18 protein-coding genes are annotated in these 16,782 nt (G+C 70.3%); 1 reads left to right on the top strand and 17 read right to left on the bottom strand.

Features of this window, described 5'->3' with window-relative positions:
- Positions 1–4: 4 nt before the first annotated feature.
- From argF to infC, 15 genes are all read right to left on the bottom strand, one after another.
- Entirely contained in the window at positions 5–928 is a 924-nt protein-coding gene (gene argF, locus AC0L6Y_RS03160; protein WP_473555266.1) for an ornithine carbamoyltransferase, read from the bottom strand.
- Positions 925–2,127 (bottom strand): acetylornithine transaminase, encoded by a 1,203-nt coding sequence (locus AC0L6Y_RS03155; RefSeq protein ID WP_473555261.1) that lies wholly within the window; start codon positions 2,125–2,127, stop codon positions 925–927. The genes argF and AC0L6Y_RS03155 overlap by 4 nt, the downstream gene beginning before the upstream one ends.
- Positions 2,124–3,035: an acetylglutamate kinase gene (gene argB, locus AC0L6Y_RS03150; RefSeq protein WP_473555256.1), complete on the bottom strand. Its 912-nt coding sequence runs from the start codon at positions 3,033–3,035 to the stop codon at positions 2,124–2,126. The genes AC0L6Y_RS03155 and argB overlap by 4 nt, the downstream gene beginning before the upstream one ends.
- Entirely contained in the window at positions 3,032–4,198 is a 1,167-nt protein-coding gene (gene argJ / locus AC0L6Y_RS03145; RefSeq protein WP_473555253.1) for a bifunctional glutamate N-acetyltransferase/amino-acid acetyltransferase ArgJ, read from the bottom strand. The genes argB and argJ overlap by 4 nt, the downstream gene beginning before the upstream one ends.
- The gene (gene argC, locus AC0L6Y_RS03140; RefSeq protein WP_473555249.1) at positions 4,195–5,241 is read right to left on the bottom strand and encodes an N-acetyl-gamma-glutamyl-phosphate reductase; all 1,047 of its coding nucleotides are present in this window, start codon (positions 5,239–5,241) and stop codon (positions 4,195–4,197) included. Before argC ends, argJ begins: the two co-directional genes overlap by 4 nt.
- A gap of 261 nt (positions 5,242–5,502) precedes the next feature.
- Positions 5,503–7,986, bottom strand: a complete 2,484-nt coding sequence (gene pheT, locus AC0L6Y_RS03135) for a phenylalanine--tRNA ligase subunit beta (protein ID WP_473555246.1) — start codon at positions 7,984–7,986, stop codon at positions 5,503–5,505.
- The gene (gene pheS / locus AC0L6Y_RS03130; protein WP_473555242.1) at positions 7,986–9,026 is read right to left on the bottom strand and encodes a phenylalanine--tRNA ligase subunit alpha; all 1,041 of its coding nucleotides are present in this window, start codon (positions 9,024–9,026) and stop codon (positions 7,986–7,988) included. The genes pheT and pheS overlap by 1 nt, the downstream gene beginning before the upstream one ends.
- A gap of 71 nt (positions 9,027–9,097) precedes the next feature.
- Positions 9,098–10,012, bottom strand: coding sequence for an amino acid ABC transporter permease (locus tag AC0L6Y_RS03125; RefSeq protein ID WP_473555238.1), 915 nt, complete (start codon positions 10,010–10,012; stop codon positions 9,098–9,100).
- Positions 10,009–10,656, bottom strand: a complete 648-nt coding sequence (locus AC0L6Y_RS03120; RefSeq protein ID WP_473555233.1) for an amino acid ABC transporter permease — start codon at positions 10,654–10,656, stop codon at positions 10,009–10,011. Before AC0L6Y_RS03120 ends, AC0L6Y_RS03125 begins: the two co-directional genes overlap by 4 nt.
- 86 nt (positions 10,657–10,742) lie before the next feature.
- Positions 10,743–11,600 (bottom strand): glutamate ABC transporter substrate-binding protein, encoded by an 858-nt coding sequence (locus AC0L6Y_RS03115; protein ID WP_473555228.1) that lies wholly within the window; start codon positions 11,598–11,600, stop codon positions 10,743–10,745.
- A 36-nt stretch (positions 11,601–11,636) separates the two neighbouring features.
- Complete coding sequence (locus AC0L6Y_RS03110) at positions 11,637–12,374, bottom strand: amino acid ABC transporter ATP-binding protein (protein WP_473555223.1); 738 nt, start codon at positions 12,372–12,374, stop codon at positions 11,637–11,639.
- Between the two features lie 93 nt (positions 12,375–12,467).
- Entirely contained in the window at positions 12,468–13,262 is a 795-nt protein-coding gene (locus AC0L6Y_RS03105; RefSeq protein ID WP_473555218.1) for a TrmH family RNA methyltransferase, read from the bottom strand.
- A 194-nt stretch (positions 13,263–13,456) separates the two neighbouring features.
- Positions 13,457–13,843, bottom strand: a complete 387-nt coding sequence (rplT, locus tag AC0L6Y_RS03100) for a 50S ribosomal protein L20 (protein WP_294181582.1) — start codon at positions 13,841–13,843, stop codon at positions 13,457–13,459.
- A gap of 28 nt (positions 13,844–13,871) precedes the next feature.
- The gene (gene rpmI, locus AC0L6Y_RS03095; protein ID WP_294181581.1) at positions 13,872–14,066 is read right to left on the bottom strand and encodes a 50S ribosomal protein L35; all 195 of its coding nucleotides are present in this window, start codon (positions 14,064–14,066) and stop codon (positions 13,872–13,874) included.
- Positions 14,059–14,730 (bottom strand): translation initiation factor IF-3, encoded by a 672-nt coding sequence (infC, locus tag AC0L6Y_RS03090; protein WP_473558211.1) that lies wholly within the window; start codon positions 14,728–14,730, stop codon positions 14,059–14,061. The genes rpmI and infC overlap by 8 nt, the downstream gene beginning before the upstream one ends.
- Before the next feature lie 192 nt (positions 14,731–14,922).
- On the opposite strand from infC, the gene AC0L6Y_RS03085 reads away from it, so the two are divergent.
- Entirely contained in the window at positions 14,923–15,264 is a 342-nt protein-coding gene (locus AC0L6Y_RS03085; RefSeq protein ID WP_473555214.1) for a DUF1844 domain-containing protein, read from the top strand.
- Here AC0L6Y_RS03085 and AC0L6Y_RS03080 read toward each other — a convergent pair.
- Both AC0L6Y_RS03080 and priA read right to left on the bottom strand, forming a co-directional pair.
- Positions 15,257–16,015 carry an SseB family protein gene (locus tag AC0L6Y_RS03080; protein WP_473555210.1) on the bottom strand — a complete coding sequence of 253 codons (759 nt, stop codon included), beginning with the start codon at positions 16,013–16,015 and terminating at the stop codon, positions 15,257–15,259. The two genes, AC0L6Y_RS03085 and AC0L6Y_RS03080, sit on opposite strands and share 8 nt — an antisense overlap.
- 8 nt (positions 16,016–16,023) lie before the next feature.
- Complete coding sequence (priA, locus tag AC0L6Y_RS03075) at positions 16,024–16,773, bottom strand: bifunctional 1-(5-phosphoribosyl)-5-((5-phosphoribosylamino)methylideneamino)imidazole-4-carboxamide isomerase/phosphoribosylanthranilate isomerase PriA (protein ID WP_473555206.1); 750 nt, start codon at positions 16,771–16,773, stop codon at positions 16,024–16,026.
- Between the last annotated feature and the right edge of the window lie 9 nt (positions 16,774–16,782).

Raw genomic sequence — 16,782 nt, 5'->3', positions numbered from 1 at the left:
TCGGTCAGGCGCGCTCGAGCAGCCAGGCGAGCAGCGCCTTCTGGGCGTGCAGACGGTTCTCCGCCTCATCCCAGATGACGCTCTGCGCGCCGTCGATGACCTCGGCCTCGACCTCGTAGCCGCGGTCGGCCGGCAGGCAGTGCAGGAAGATCGCGTCCGGCTTCGCGAGCGTCATCAGCTCGCGCGTCACCTGGTAACCGCCGAAGGTCGCCACCCGGTGCGCCTTCTCCTCCTCCTTGCCCATCGACACCCAGGTGTCGGTGACCACGACGTCGGAACCGGCGACCGCCTCGAGCGCGTCGGTGTAGATCGTGACCGAGCCGCCGGTCTCCGCGGCGCGGCGGTCGGCATCCGCCACCACCGAGTCGGCGGGGGCGAACTCGGCGGGGGCCGCCACGCGAACGTGCATGCCCGCGGTCGCGCCAGCCAGCAGGTAGCTGTGCGCCATGTTGCTCGCGCCGTCGCCCAGGAACGTCACCGTCAGGCCCGCCAGCTCGCCCTTGTGCTCGCGAATCGTGAGCAGGTCGGCGAGCAGCTGGCAGGGGTGGAAGTCATCGCTCAGCGCGTTCACGACCGGCACCCGGGTGCCCGCCGCCATCTCCTCCAGGCCCGCCTGCGCGTAGGTGCGCCAGACGATCGCGCTGACCATGCGCTCGAGCACGCGCGCGGTGTCCGAGGGGGTCTCCTTGCCGCCGAGCTGGCTCGACGCCGTCGAGATGATCAGCGGGCTGCCGCCGAGGTCGGCGATGCCGACCGCGAAGCTCACCCGTGTGCGCGTCGACGACTTGTCGAAGATGACCGCCACCGTCTGCGGGCCCTCGAGCGGGCGACGGCCCCAGCGATCCGCCTTCATCTCGGCGGCGAGGTCGAGGATCTCGGACTGCTCGGCGGCGGTCAGGTCGTCATCGCGAAGGAAGTGGCGGGTCATGGGGTGTCTCCTGCGGGGGTCTGGACGTCGGACAGTGCGGCGGCGAACTTCTCCGCGAACTCGGCGATCTCGGCGTCGCCGATCGTGAGCGGCGGAGCGAGACGGATGCGCGAATCGGTCGTCGCGTTGATGATCAGCCCGCGCTGCTGCGCGGCCGCGACCAGTGCCGCGGCGACCGGCTGGGTGAGCACGATGCCGATCAGCAGTCCGGCGCCGGTCACCTCGCGCACCAGCGGCGAGACGAGACCCTCGACCGCCGCACGCAGCTCGAGGCCGCGGCGGGCCGCGTTCTCGACCAGGCCGGCGCGCTCGATCTCGGCCAGCACGGCATCCGCCGTCGCCGTGGCGAGCGGGTTGCCGCCGAAGGTGGACAGGTGCTGACCGGGCTGGAACAGGTCGCTCGCGGCCCCGAAGGTGACCAGGGCGCCGATCGGCACTCCGCCGCCGATGCCCTTCGCCAGGGTGATCGCGTCCGGCACGATGCCCTCGCGCTGGAACGCGAACCACTCCCCCGTGCGACCCGCGCCGGTCTGGATCTCGTCCAGGATCAGCAGGGCACCGTGCTGGGTGGTCAGCTCGCGGGCGCGCCGCAGGAAGCCCTCCGGCAGCTCGACGACCCCCGCCTCGCCCTGGATCGGCTCGATCACGATCGCCGACAGCTCGTGGCCGTGCTCGGCGAACTCCGCCTCCAGCGCGTCCATCGTCGGGGCGATGTGCGCCGCCCCCGGCACGAGCGGTTCGAACGGGGCCCGCAGCGCCGGCTTGCCGGTCAACGACAGCGAGCCCATCGTACGCCCGTGGAACGAGGCCTCCAGAGCGACGATGCGGGTGCGCCCGGTCAGCCGGGCCAGCTTGATCGCCGACTCGATGGCCTCCGCCCCCGAGTTTGCGAAGTAGACGCGGGAGCCGCCGCTCAGCCGCACCAGCCGTTCGGCGAGCGCCAGCTGCGGCTCGCTCGCGAAGTAGTTCGAGATGTGCACCAGACGCGAGGCCTGCGCGTGGATCGTCTCCACAACGGCCGGATGCGCGTGCCCGAGCGCGTTCACCGCGATGCCGGCCAGGAAGTCCAGGTACTCGTTGCCGTCGACATCCCACACCCGGGCGCCGTCACCGCGGTCGAGGATCGCGAACGGGCGCGGGTTGGTGCGCATCATCACGTCGGTGAACCGCGCCACGATCTCCGGGGTCCGCGCGCTCATGCGGGCACCACCTCGGTGCCGATGCCGGCGTCAGTGAAGATCTCCAGCAGGATCGAATGCGGACGACGGCCGTCGATGATCGCCGCCTTGGCGACCCCGCCGTTCACCGCCTCCAGGCACGCCGACATCTTCGGGATCATTCCGCTCTCCAGACTCGGCAGCAGGGCCGTCAGCTCGGTCGCGTCGATCATCGAGATGAGCGAATCGCGATCCGGCCAATTGCGGTACAGGCCCGCGACATCCGTCAGCACCACGAGCTTCGCGGCCCCCAGCGCGACCGCGAGCGAAGCGGCGGCCGAGTCGGCGTTCACGTTCAGCGACTGGCCGGCGGCATCCACGTCGGGAGCGATCGAGGAGACGACAGGGATGCGCCCCGCCGCGATCTCGGCCAGCACCGCCGCCGGGTCGACCTGGACCACGTCGCCGACCTGGCCGATGTCGACCGTCTCGCCGTTCACCACGGCCCCGCGGCGACGGCCCTTGAACAGTCCCGCGTCCTCGCCCGAGATCGCCGAGGCGAGCGGGCCGTGCTCGTTGATGAGCGTGACGATCTCGCGGCTCACCTGACCGGTGAGCACCATGCGCACGATCTCCATCGCCTCCGGCGTCGTCACCCGGTAGCCGCCGACGAACTCGCTGGGGATGCCGAGCCGGTCGAGCATCGACGAGATTTGCGGGCCGCCGCCGTGCACCACCACGGGCTTCAGGCCGAGGTAGCGCAGGTAGACCATGTCCTGGGCGAAGGCGCGCTTCAGTTCGTCGTCGACCATGGCGTTGCCGCCGAACTTGATCACGACGATCTCGCCCGAGAACCGCTTCAGCCAGGGCAGCGACTCGATCAGCGTCGCCGCCTTCAGCTCCGCCTGGGCGGCGCGCGGGTCGAGGGATTCCAGTTCGTTCTCGGTCATGAGCTGTAGGCGCTGTTCTCGTGCACGTAGTCGTGGGTCAGGTCGTTGGTGAAGATCGTCGCGGTCTGCTCGCCCGCCTTCAGGTCGACGAGCACGTGCGTCGCGCGCGGGCTCAGGTCGACCTCCTCGCGCGGACGGTCCGGGCCGCCGTTCGAGCAGACGCGGACGCCGTTCATGCTGACATCGACCGCGTACGGGTCGAACTCGGCGCTCGTGGTGCCGATCGCCGCCAGCACGCGGCCCCAGTTCGGATCGTTGCCGAACACGGCCGCCTTGAACAGGTTGTTGCGGGCGATCGAGCGGCCCACCTCGACAGCATCGTCCTCGGATGCGGCGTTCACGATCTCGATCGTGATGTCGTGGCTGGCGCCCTCGGCATCCGCCTGAAGCTGCGTCGCCAGGTCGAGGCAGAGCTCGGTGAGCATCCCGGTGAACAGCGCCAGGTCGGGACGGATGCCGGAGGCACCACTCGCCATCAGGGTCACCTGGTCGTTGGTCGACATGCAGCCGTCGGAGTCGAGGCGGTCGAAGCTGACCCGGGTGGCCGCACGGAGGGCGGTGTCGAGCTCGGCGCTCGACAGGTCGACGTCGGTCGTGATGACCACGAGCATCGTCGCCAGGCCCGGGGCGAGCATGCCCGCCCCTTTCGCCATGCCGCCGATCGTCCAGCCGTTGCGGGCGCGGATCGCGGTCTTGGGGTGGGAATCCGTGGTCATGATCGCCTGCGCGGCGGCGGCCCCGCCGTCGGCGCGGAGCGCATTCGCGGCTGTGGCGACGCCGGGCAGCAGCTTCTCGCGGTCCAGCTGCAAGCCGATCAGGCCGGTCGAGCAGACCAGCACGTCGCCGGCCGACACGTCGGCGTCGAGACGCTGCAGGGATTCGGCGACCGCCTCGGCGGTGGCGTGGGTGGTCTGGAACCCCTCGGCGCCGGTGAAGCAGTTCGCGCCGCCCGAGTTGAGCACGATCGCGCTCACCGCGCCGTCGGCGATGACCTGCTTCGACCAGATGATCGGGTTGGCCTGCGCGCGGTTGCTGGTGAACACGGCGGCGGCGCTGGTCAGCGGGCCGCGGTTGACGACGAGGGCGAGATCGGGGTTGCCGTTCGACTTCAGGCCGACGGCGATTCCGCTGGCCAGGAATCCGGTGGGGGCGGTGACGGTCACGGGGCGACTCCGTTCACGGGCAGGGCGCGGTGCTCGTCGAGGCCGAGCGCCAGATTGGCCGACTGGATGGCGGCACCGGCGGTGCCCTTGACGAGGTTGTCGACCGCCGCGACGACGACGACCCGCGCGGCCGCCTCATCGACGGCGAGGCCGAGCAGCGCCGTGTTGGCGCCGAGCACGTCGGCGGTGCGCGGGAACACGCCCTCGGGCAGGCGCTGCACGAAGGGCTCGCCCGCGTAGGCGGTCTCCCAGGCGGCGCGCACCGAGGCCGCGTCGACGCCGGGCGCGAGCCGCGCCGTGGAGGTGGCGAGGATGCCGCGCGACATCGGCACGAGCACCGGGGTGAACGACAGCGTCACCTCGGACGCGCCCGCCCAGCGCAGCGCCTGCTGGACCTCCGGGATGTGACGATGCGTGCCGCCCACCGCATACGGGTTCGCGGAGCCGAGGATCTCGCTCGCGAGCAGGTTCGTCTTCAGGCTCTTGCCGGCGCCGGACGGCCCGACCGCGAGCACGCTCACCAGGTCGGTCGACTCGATCACCCCGGCCGCGATGCCGGGGGCCAGGGAGAGCGCGACGGTGCTGGCGTTGCAGCCGGGGGCGGCGATCCGGCGGGCGGCGGCGAGCCGTTCGCGCTGGCTCGGGCCCTCGTGGCGGGGCAGCTCGGGCACGCCGTACTCCCAGGCGCCGAAGAAGTCGCCGCCGTAGAAGGCCGCCCAGTCGGTCTCGGACTCGAGGCGGTGATCCGCCCCGCAGTCGATGACGAGGGTGTCGGCAGGCAGCTGCGCGGTGATCGCGCCGGAGGCGCCGTGCGGGAGGGCGAGGAAGACGACGTCGTGACCCGCGAGCGTCTCGGGGGTCGTCTCGACGAGCGTCAGATGTGCGAGGGAGCGCAGGTGCGGCTGGGCCGCGATGAGGGGCTGACCGGCGTTGCTGTGCGCGGTGACGGTCCGGATCTCGAAATCGGGGTGACCGGCGAGCAGCCGCAGCAGCTCACCGCCCGCATAGCCGCTCGCGCCAGCGACGGCAACGGAATAGGGCATGACTTCAACCTTAGGGTTCGACGGGACGGAATCGGAGCGGCGACGTCGAGCCTGGCTGAACCGGAAGGGGTGGGATCAGCGGCGCGGCGTCGCCGAGATTCGGCGCGCGCGACGCAGACGGCGGGAGGCAAGCCCCCCGAGCGCACTCTGCACGTGATCCATGCCCCGACCCTACCCCTTCTGGGTGCGCGGGATGCATCCCTGACGCAAGCGAGTGCCGCGCGCGGCACGCGGGAGGGTCAGGGATGCATCCCCGCGGGACTACTCCCTTACGGCGGCGGCGTGGCGTGACGCCGCGAGGGCGGCGCCGGCGAGCTTGGCGTCGGTGGCCTCGGCTGCGGTGAGGGTGCGGTCGGGGGCTCGGAAGCGGAGGGCGAAGGTCAAGGACTTCGCGCCCTCGGGCAGCCCCTGGCCGCGGTAGTCGTCGACCAGCTGGATGTGCTCCAGCAACTCGCCCGCGCCCTCGCGCACCGCGGCGAGAACATCCCCGGCCGGCATCTCGGCCGCGACCACGAGCGACAGGTCCTGCGTCGCCGCCGGCAGCGTGCCGATCGGCTGCGCCGTCACCTGCTCCGGCGCCGCGGCGAGCAGCGCGTCCAGGTCGAGCTCGAGCAGCGCGACCACGCGCGGCAGGTCCAGCTCGTCGGCGATCGCCGGCAGCAGCTCGCCCGCCACGCCCACGACGGTCTCGCCGACGCGGACCTCGGCCGTGCGGCCCGGGTGCAGAGCCGGATGCGCGCCCGTCACCGCGGTCAGCTCGACGCCGAGCGCCAGCCCGACCTGACGTGCCAGATCGAGGGCATCCGCGACGCCGCTCGGCGCGGCGGCCGCGCCCGGCTGCTTCGGCGTCACATCGCCGAGCAGCAGCCCGCCGACGCGCCACGGCTGCGCCGGGAGCGCCGCCTCGAGTTCGGCGAGCTCGCTCGCGCTCGGCAGCACGCCGCCGCTCGGGTTCGACGCGGTGCCGTACTCGACGCCGGGCTCCGGACGGAACACCCCGCCGATCTCGAACAGCGCCAGATCGGTGAGGCCGCGGGACAGGTTGCGGCGGGCGATGTCGAGCAGACCCGGCAGCAGGCTGCGGCGCAGGAACGGCGCCTGCGCGTCGAGCGCGTTCTCGAGCTTCACGGCGGGAGCGCCCGGCTCGAAGCGGTCGATCGCGGCCGCGGTGAGGAACGGGTAGGCCAGCACCTCGATGGCGCCGGCCGCGGCGAGCGTCTGCGCCACGCGGCGACGGGCGCGCTGGCTGCGGCTGAGTCCGCGCCCGGGAGGCGCGACCGGCAGCTCGGAGCCGACCCGGTCGTAGCCGGTGATGCGCGCCACCTCTTCGATGAGCGCGGCCTCGTCGGTCAGGTCGGGGCGCCAGCTCGGCGGGGTGACGGTCGCCGTCTCGCCGGCGACGTCCACGGTCGCGCCGATGCGCTCGAGCGCCTCGATGACCTCGGCCTGCGTGTAGGCGACCCCGATCAGGGCCTGCGGGCGCGACAGCGCCAGCGTGATCGGCGCGGCCTCGACCGAGTCGTCGAGGTCGGTGCCGAGCACGTCGAGCGTGCCGCCGGCGAACTCGACCAGCAGCGCGGCGGCGCGCGTCGCGGCCGCTCGCGCGATGCGCGGGTCGACGGAGCGCTCGAAGCGCTTGGCCGCCTCGCTCGGCAGCTTGTGACGGCGCACGGCGCGCGCGATCGAGACCGGGTCGAAGTTCGCCGCCTCGATCAGCACATCGCTCGTCGCATCCGAGATCTCGGTGCTCGCCCCGCCCATGACACCGGCCATGCCGATCGGGCCGGATCCGTCGGTGATCAGCAGGTCTTCGACGTCGAGCTTGCGCACGACCCCGTCGAGCGTCTCGAGGGTCTCGCCGGCGCGCGCCCGGCGCACCGTGATGCCGCCGTCGAGCTTGGCGAGGTCGTAGCCGTGCAGCGGCTGGCCGAACTCGAGCATGACGTAGTTGGTGATGTCGACCGCGAGCGAGATCGAGCGGATGCCCGCCAGCCGCAGTCGCGACGCCATCCACGGCGGCGTCGGTCGGGTCGCATCGATTCCGCGCACCACGCGCGTGGCGAAGGCCGAGCAGCCGACGCGTCCGCGGATCGGGGCGTCGTCGGCGATCGTCACGGGGAAGGTCTCGCTCGGCGCCGCGACGGTGACCGCATCCACCGGGTCCCGGAAGTGCGCGCCGGTCGCGTGCGAGTACTCGCGCGCCACCCCGCGGATCGAGAAGGCGTAGCCGCGGTCCGGCGTGACGTTGATCTCGACGGCGGCATCCGCCAGCCCGAGCAGCTCGATCGCGTCGGTCCCGGGCTCGGGGTCGAGGCCCAGCTCGATGAGGCGCAGGATGCCGTCGTGCTCGTCGCCGAGCCCGAGCTCGCGGGCGCTCGCGATCATCCCGTCGGAGATGTGGCCGTAGGTCTTGCGGGCCGATATCGGGAACGGCCCCGGCAGCACTGCGCCGGGAAGCGAGACCACGACCTTGTCGCCGGGCGCGAAGTTATGCGCACCGCAGACGATGCCGCGCGGTTCGTCGTCGCCGACGTCGACCTGGCACCAGTTGATCGTCTTGCCGTTGGACTGCGGCTCGGGCTCGGCCGAGATCACCCGCCCGACGACGACCGGACCGGTGATGTCGGAGGTGTGAACGTCCTCCTCCTCGAAGCCGACCTTCACGAGCGCCTCGTGCACCTGCTCAAGAGTGACGTCCTCGGGAAGGGTGACCCACTCCCCCAACCAACTCAGCGGGACGCGCATCAGACCACCATTCCGAACTGCCGGGAGAAGCGAACGTCGCCCTCGACCATGTCGCGCATGTCATTCATCTCGTTGCGGAACTGCAGGGTGCGCTCAATCCCCATGCCGAAGGCGAAGCCCTGGTACTCGTCCGGATCGATGCCGGCGCTGCGCAGCACGTTCGGGTTGACCATGCCGCAGCCGCCCCACTCGACCCAGCGCGCGCCGCCCTTGGCGTTCGGCTGCCAGACATCCATCTCGGCGCTCGGCTCGGTGAAGGGGAAGAAGTTGGGGCGCAGACGGATCTGCGCCTCGTGCCCGAACATGGCGCGCGCGAGGTGCTCAAGCGTTCCGCGCAGGTGCGCCATGGTGAGGCCGCGATCGATGGCAATGCCCTCGATCTGGTGGAACACCGGCGTGTGCGTCGCGTCGAGCTCGTCCTTGCGGAACACCTTGCCCGGACTCACCACGTACACCGGCAGGTCGCGCTCCAGCAGCGAGCGGATCTGCACCGGGCTGGTCTGGGTGCGCAGCACCAGGTGGCGGTCCTGCGGCGCGACGAAGAAGGTGTCCTGGTCGCTGCGCGCCGGGTGGTCCTCGTCCATGTTGAGCGCATCGAAGTTGAACCACTCGTGCTCGAGCTCGGGCCCTTCGGCCACCTCCCAGCCCATCGCCACGAAAACGTCGCTCATCTCCTCCATCAGAAGGGAGAGCGGATGCCGGGCTCCGGCCCGCCAGCGCGACGGCAGCGCGGTCACATCGACCGTCTCGCTCACGAGGCGCGCCTCCTCCTCGGCGGCGAGCACGACCGCCTCCTGCGCGGCGAGCGCCTGGTTCACGCGGCCTCGCGCCTGGCCGACGAGCTTGCCGGCGGCGGCCTTCTGGTCGGCGGGCACGTCGCGCATGCCGGCGTTGAGCTTGGCCAGCGGCGACGCCTCTCCGGCGTGGGCGGATCGCGCCGCCTTCAGGGCTGCGGAGTCGGTCGCGTCGGCGATGGCGGCGAGCGCCGCGTTGACCGCGGCGTTGACCGTCTGTTCGGTGATCTGCGGGGAGTCGGACACGAGCGTCGAGTCTAGTCGGGCCGCGCGCCGGTGTTCGCGGGACCCGGGCGTCACTCCGCCGCCGCGCGGCGTCAGCCGGGTGGTCGCTCGCGCTTCGGGCGCACCATCGTGATCGCCTGGGTGCCCTGCGAGCCGACCGGCGGCAGGTCGTCGGGCGTCACCTTGCCGAGCTTCGGCCCGCTGCGCTTCGCGATCACGCGCGCCAGCCAGGAGAGGGTCAGGTTCATGATCAGGTAGATCAGAAGTCCGATGATGAACAGGGTGAACAGGTAGCGGTTGCCGAGCGCGTTCTGCAGGTTCTTGATCGTGCGCGCCAGCTCGTTGTAGCCGACCACGTAGGCGAGCGAGGTGTCCTTCAGCAGCACCACGAGCTGGGCGATGATGATCGGCAGCATCTGCCGGAACGCCTGCGGGAACTCGATCGACAGCCGCGTCTGCAGCGGGGTCAGCCCGATCGAGTAGCCGGCCTCGCCCTGGCCCTTCGGAAGCGAGACGATTCCGGCGCGCAGCGCCTCGCCGATGATCGCCCCGTTGTACACGGCCAGACCGAGCACACCCGCCCAGTACGCCCCGGTCGAGAAGACCAGGAAGACGAAGAAGATCATCAGCAGCACGGGCATCCCGCGCACGAATTCGAGCAGCGCCGCCGTCGGCACCCGCACCCACATGCTGCGGGCGGTGCGGGCGAACGACAGCAGGATGCCGAACAGCACCGCGAGCACGGCGGCGACGGCCGCCATCGACAGTGTCGCGAGCACACCACGACCGAAGTTCTCCCACAGCAGCGGGTTCAGCGCGATGTCCCAGCGCGAGCCGTCGAACATGCCGGGGGTCTCGGCGCCGTTGGCGGCGATGCGCGGCGCGGCGAGCGTCGCGATGATCCAGGCGCCGGCCGCGACCAGCGCGAGCGCGGAGACGACCGAGGCGATCGCCGAGCGGCGCCGCGTCTTCGGGCCGGGGGCGTCGTAGAGAACCGATCCGCTCATCGCAGCACCCGCACCTTCTTCTCGATGGCCCCGGCGATCAGCCCGAGCGGAACGGTGATGACGAGGTACAGCACGGCGGCGTAGAGCAGCATCAGGATCACCTGGTCGCCGTGATCGCGCGTGCCGCGCGTCGTGGCGCCGAACAGTTCGAAGACGAAGAAGGCCCCCGCGACCGAGGTGTTCTTGGTGAGGGCGATGAAGACGTTGATGAGCGGCGGCACCACCATGCGCGCGGCCTGCGGCAGCACGATCAGCGAGATGGTCTGCCCGAAGGCGAACCCGAGGCTGCGCGCCGCCTCGGCCTGCCCGATGTGCACGCCGTTGATGCCCGAGCGCACCGCCTCGGCCACGAAGGGCGAGGTGTAGGCGGTGAGCCCGATCACGGCGAAGACGAAGAAGTCGAGCTGAGCCCCGAGGAGCGGAAGCACGAAGGCGCAGAAGAACAGCACCAGCAGGAGCGGAACGTTGCGCAGCAGCTCGGTGTACGCGGTGGCGAAGCCCCGCAGCACGGGCACCGGTGAGATGCGCAGCGCGGCGATGAGCACGCCGACGACGAACGCTCCCGAGCCGGCGAGCAGGAGAAGTGCGAGGGTCTGCAGGAACCCCTCGAAATACAGCGGGGTGACATCGATGAGTGCGTCCACCGCGTCTCCTTTCTCGTTCCGGGCTGGTGGCGTGGGGCGTCAGCGCGGACCCGCCCGCACACGGCGAGCGGGTCCGCCCCTGATGCCTAGTAGCGGTCGACCGCCGGGGGCTCCGGCAGGTCGAGCACCGTGCCCGCGGTGGAGTTCCACGCGTCGGCCCAGCGGCCGTCGGCGTACGCCTCCTCGAGCACATCGTTGATGAACGAGCGGAAGACGTCGTCATCCTTCGCCAGGCCGATGCCGTAGGGCTCCGACGTGAACGGGTTGTTGACGACCTCGAACTCACCCGGGTTCTGGTCGGCGAGTCCCGCGAGGATCACGTTGTCGGTCGTGACCGCGATGACGTTGCCGTTGCGCAGCGGCTCCAGGCAGTTGGAGTAGGTGTCGGTGGTGATGAGGTTGACACCGTACTCGGAGATGTTCGCCTCCGAGGTCGATCCGGCGACACTGCAGACGTCCATGCCCTCGAGGTCCTCAGGGCCGGTGATGCCCTCCGGGTTGCCCGCGAGCACGAGGATGTCCTGACCGGCGAGGTAGTACGGTCCCGCGAACGAGATGACTTCCTTGCGGGTGTCGTTGATCGTGTAGGTCGCCACCACGATGTCGACCGTGCCGTTCTCGATGAAGGGCTCACGGTTGGCCGAGACGGTCTCGACCCACTCGATGTTGTCTTCCGAGATGCCGAGCTCGCTCGCGATGATCTTGCCGATCTCGACGTCGAAGCCCTCCGGGTTGCCGTCGAGGCCCTGAAGACCGAACAGCGGCTGGTCGAACTTGGTGCCGATCGTGATCATGCCGGCCTCGTTCAGCTCGGCCATGGTCGTGCCGGCCTCGAACGTCACGTCATCCGGGTCGGTGGTGTCGCCCGTCGTCGCGCACGCGCTCAGCGCAAGCACGGCGGTCGCGGCAATCGCGACAGCCGTCAGTGATGTGCGGAGTCTCATGGATTCCCTCTCCTTGCTGTGTCGCTCTCCCACCGGCTAGTGGGTGAGCACCTTCGAGAGGAAGTCCTTCGCTCTCGAAGTCTGTGGGTTCGTGAAGAACGCCTCAGGGGTAGCTTCTTCGACGATCTCGCCGTCGGCCATGAACAGAACGCGGTCGGCCGCCTTGCGGGCGAAGCCCATCTCGTGGGTGACGACGACCATCGTCATCCCCTCGGAGGCGAGCTGCACCATGACGTCCAGCACTTCGTTGATCATCTCGGGGTCGAGCGCGCTCGTCGGCTCATCGAAGAGCATGATCTTCGGATCCATGGCGAGCGCACGCGCGATCGCGACGCGCTGCTGCTGACCGCCGGAGAGCTGCGAGGGCATCTTCTGCGCCTGGTTGGCGACGCCGACGCGCTCCAGCAGCTCCATCGCGCGCTTCTCGGCCTCTGCCTTGGAGCGCTTGCGCACCTTGACCTGGCCGATCGTGACGTTCTGCAGCACGTTCTTGTGGGCGAACAGGTTGAAGGACTGGAACACCATTCCCACGTCGGCGCGGAGCTTCGCGAGCCCGCGCCCCTCGCTCGGCAGCGGGGTGCCGTCGATCGTGATCGTGCCGTCGTCGATCGTCTCGAGTCGGTTGATCGCGCGGCACAGCGTCGACTTGCCCGAACCCGAGGGCCCGATGACGACGACGACCTCGCCACGACCGATCGTGGTGTTGATGTCGTTGAGCACGTGCAGCGCACCGAAGTGCTTGTTGACGTGGTCGAGGATGACGAGCGGCTCCATTGACCCAGCAAAACATGACCCCTGCTCGGGGGTCAACGGTTGGGGCGGAAACGTGACCCGAGTGCAACCTCGGGCCGCGGAGCCCCGAAAAGCTCAGGAACGCTGGGCGAACGCCGACTCGTACAGGCACACGGAGGCGGCCGTGGCGAGGTTGAGCGACTCGGCGCGGCCGTAGATCGGCAGCCGCACCGGACGGTCGGCGCGCGCCAGCTCCTCGTCGGTGAGTCCGCGCGCCTCGTTGCCGAACAGCCACGCCGTCGGCGCGGTCAGCAGGTCGCGCACGGCAGGCAGATCGTCGCCCTTGATGTCGGCGGCCAGCACCTGCAGGCCCGCGGCGCGCACCGTGCGGAGGGCGTCGTCGAGCGTGCCGTTCTGCACGATCGGCACATGGAAGAGCGACCCGGTGGTCGAGCGCACGACCTTCGGGTTGTAGGCGTCGACGGTGCTCCCGGTGAAGATCACGGCGTCGGCGCCGGCGGCATCCGCCGCCCGGATGATCGTGCCGGCGTTGCCGGGATCGCGCACCTCGTGCAGGATCGCGACCAGCCGCGGACCGCTGGCCATGATGTCGTCGACCGACATCACCAGCGTGCGGCAGACCGCGATGACGCCCTGCGGCGTCACGGTGTCGGCCATGGCCGCGAGAACCTGCTCCGAGACCTGCTCGACCGAGACCCCCGCGCTCTCGGCGGCGCGCACCAGCTCGGACGAGCGGTCGCGCGTCGCCTCGGTCATGTACAGCTCGACGAGCAGCTCGGGGCGGTAGGCCAGAACCTCGCGCACCGACTGCGGGCCCTCGACGAGGAACAGGCCTGTGGAGGCACGGGCCGCGCGCTTGGCGAGCTTGTGCACCGCGCGCACTCGCGGCGAGCGCGGATTGTCGATCATGCCCGCATGCTATCCAGGGCATCCGAACGAACCGCGAAGAAACGACGAAGGCGCGCATCCTGAGGGATGCGCGCCTTCGTGGGTGGTCTCGATACGCGGGCTTCGCCCGCTACTCGACCAGCAAGCAGTGCGGGCTTCGCCCGCTACTCGACCAGCAAGCAGTGCGGGCTTCGCCCGCTGCGTGACGTGGGGGCTCAGGCCGCCGAGGCGGGCTGGTTCACGTCGGTCGGCAGAGCCTTCTTCGCGACCTCGACGAGGCCGGCGAACGTGGCGGGCTCGTTGACCGCGAGCTCGGCGAGGATGCGACGGTCGACCTCGACGCCCGCGAGACCCAGACCCTGGATCAGACGGTTGTAGGTCAGGCCGTTCGCACGCGCCGCGGCGTTGATGCGCTGAATCCAGAGGCGACGGAACTCGCCCTTCTTCGCGCGACGGTCGCGGTAGGAGTAGACGAGGGAGTGGGTGACCTGCTCCTTCGCCTTGCGGTACAGGCGCGACCGCTGACCGCGGTAGCCCTCTGCGCGCTCGAGCGTAGTGCGGCGCTTCTTGGCGGCGTTGACCGCCCTCTTTACACGTGCCATGAGTTTCGTTCCTTTTCGGGATCCGGGCTTACTTGCCCAGGAGCTTCTTGATGACCTTGGCGTCCTGCGGAGCGAGGACGACGTCGCGGTTGAGGCGACGCGTGAGCTTCGAGGACTTGCGCTCGAGGTTGTGGCGCATGCCCGCGCCCTGCTTCACGACCTTGCCGCTGCCGGTGACCCGGAAACGCTTCTTGGCACCCGAGTGCGACTTCTGCTTAGGCATTCTTCTCTCCTGCGGTGGTGGGCGCCGCGACTTCCTGCGCCTCGCTCTGGGCACCGGACTGGGTCCGTGCCTTGGTCTCGGCCTTCTTGGCCTGGGCTTCGGCTTTCGCCTCGGCCTTGTTCTTGTGCGGTCCGATCACCATGACCATGTTGCGACCGTCGATGGTCGGCGTGGATTCCACGGTGCCGAACTCGGCAACATCTTCCGCGAAGCGCTCGAGCAGACGAACACCCTGCTCGGGTCGGGACTGCTCACGGCCTCGGAAGAGGATCATGGCCTTCACCTTGTCGCCCGCCTGGAGGAAGCCCTCCGCGCGCTTGCGCTTGGTCTCGTAGTCGTGCTTGTCGATCTTCAGGCGGAAGCGAACCTCCTTGAGGATCGTGTTCGCCTGGTTGCGTCGAGCTTCCTTCTGCTTCTGGGCCTGCTCGTACTTGAACTTGCCGTAGTCCATGATCTTCACCACGGGCGGCTTCGAGGTCGGGGAGACCTCGACCAGGTCCAGGTCGGCCTCCTGCGCCAGGCGCAGGGCGTCCTCGATGCGGACGACGCCGACCTGCTCTCCGTTGGGTCCGACGAGGCGGACCTCGGGGACACGGATCCGGTCGTTCGTTCTGGGATCGCTGATGCGGAACTCCTTCGTGTGTGTGCGTAGCCCTGCTGCCAGGCACGAACGAAGACGAATTCCCTGATGTGCGTCGAGTCGACGCCCTTCATCACTGCACCCTGGCTACCGCGTGAGCGGCGGAGTGCAACTGACCCGATAACCTGTTGGAAGCGGTCGGCGGGTGGGATTTCTCCACTTTCGTGTCCGGGGATCTGGCCCCGGAGCCCGCATAAGAATAGCAGAGGACAGCGCGTGAGCGAAGAGCAGGGTTACGACGACGAGATTCGCGACATCGCGGACGTTCCGGCGGTCGAGGTGATCAACACCGTCGCGGTGCACCTTCTGAGCGCCGCGGCCGTCAAGACCGGGCTCGCGGATGACCCCGATGCGGCCACCGACCTCGACGAGGCGCGCAAGCTGATCGACGCGCTCGCGGGACTCGTGACCGCCTCCGCGCCGCACGTGGGCGACCACCACGCGCGTGCGCTGCGCGACGGCCTGCGCTCGGTGCAGCTGGCCTTCCGCGAGGCCTCCGCCATCCCCGACGAGATCGGCAAGGGCCCGGGCGAGAAGTGGACCGGACCGGTCAACTAGCCGGACGGATCCCCACCCCGAGCGAGTCGACGCGCTCGGCGATGACGGCCTCGGCCGCCCAGCGCGCCGCGAGCCGCGCGACAAGCTCCTCGAGGGCCGCCGCGTCGAGCCCCGGGGCGACCGCGAGCCGGATCTGCAGCTCCGGGCCCGCCAGTCGCGCCTCGGGGTCGCCGGCGACGGTGTCCAGGTCGGAGACGGCCGGCTCGGCCTCGATCGCGCGCCGGAGCACCGAGCGCACCTCGTCATCGGCGTAGGAGGGGATCCACTCCTCCCCCAGCGCCAGGGCGCGGAACGCCGGCCGCCGCAGCACGAAGCCGTTCTCGCTCGCCGGGTCGATGGCGATCAGCTCGGTGCCCTCGGAGGCGGCGGCGATCGCGACGCGCGGCGCCTGGATCGGAATCGGGCGCGCCTCCGGGTTCCAGCGACGCATCGACTCGACGCCGCTGAAGGCGGGGAGCACCGCGCGCCCGTCCGGCCCTTCGACCGTGACGATGGAGAGCTCCTGGGTCTTGTCGACCAGCTGGCCGTGGGCGCCCACGCCCTCATCGCCGCGCACCGCGATCAGCGGAACGAGGAGTCGCACCTCGTGAAGCGCCGCGATCAGCTGCGGGAAGGCGAGCTCGCCGGATCGGTACGCCGTCACCGCCTCGGTCAGCCGCGGGTCGGGCGAGCCGTCATCGCTGCTGGGGGCGGTCTCCGGAAACGAGCGTCCCTCCCAGGGGACGCCCGCCGAATCGGTGGCGCCGGTCACGGCTCAGGTCAGCCGCCGGCGACGTCGAGCGCCTCGGGCAGCGTGAACGCCCCCGAGTACAGCGCCTTGCCGACGATCGCGCCCTCGAGACCGAGCGGCACGAGTTCGCGCAGCGCCGCGATGTCATCGAGGTTGGCGATGCCGCCGGAGGCGATGACGGGCTTGTGCGTCTTCTCCATGACCTGGCGCAGCAGCTCGATGTTCGGGCCCTTGAGGGTGCCGTCCTTGGTGACGTCGGTCACGACGTAGCGGGCGCAGCCGGCGGCCTCGAGGCGCTCCATGACGGTCCAGAGATCGCCGCCCTCCTGCGTCCAGCCGCGGGCGGCGAGCGTCGTGCCGCGCACGTCCAGACCGACGGCGATCGCCTCGCCGTAGGCGCCGATGACGTAGGAGGCCCACTCGGGGTTCTCCAGCGCCGCGGTGCCGAGATTGATGCGCTTGGCGCCGGTCGCGAGCGCCGCCTCGAGCGTCTCGTCGTCGCGGATGCCGCCGGAGAGCTCGATGTTGACGTGCTTGGGCGTGTTCTTGATGACCTTCTTGATCACCGCGCGGTTGTTGCCGCGACCGAAGGCCGCATCCAGATCCACGAGGTGGATCCACTCGGCGCCGTCATCGGCCCACTGGTGCGCCGCGTCGACCGGATCGCCGTAGCTGGTCTCGGAGCCGGCCTCGCCCTGCGTCAGTCGAACGGCCTTGCCGCCCGCAACGTCGACGGCGGGCAACAGGGTCAGGGCAGGGGCGATATTGAATTCGCTCATCTCGGTCTT

The sequence above is a fragment of the Pseudolysinimonas sp. 10J20-29 genome, from assembly GCF_055809595.1.
The sequence above is the reverse complement of the archived record's forward strand: the minus strand, read 5'-3'. Positions and strand labels throughout refer to the sequence as shown.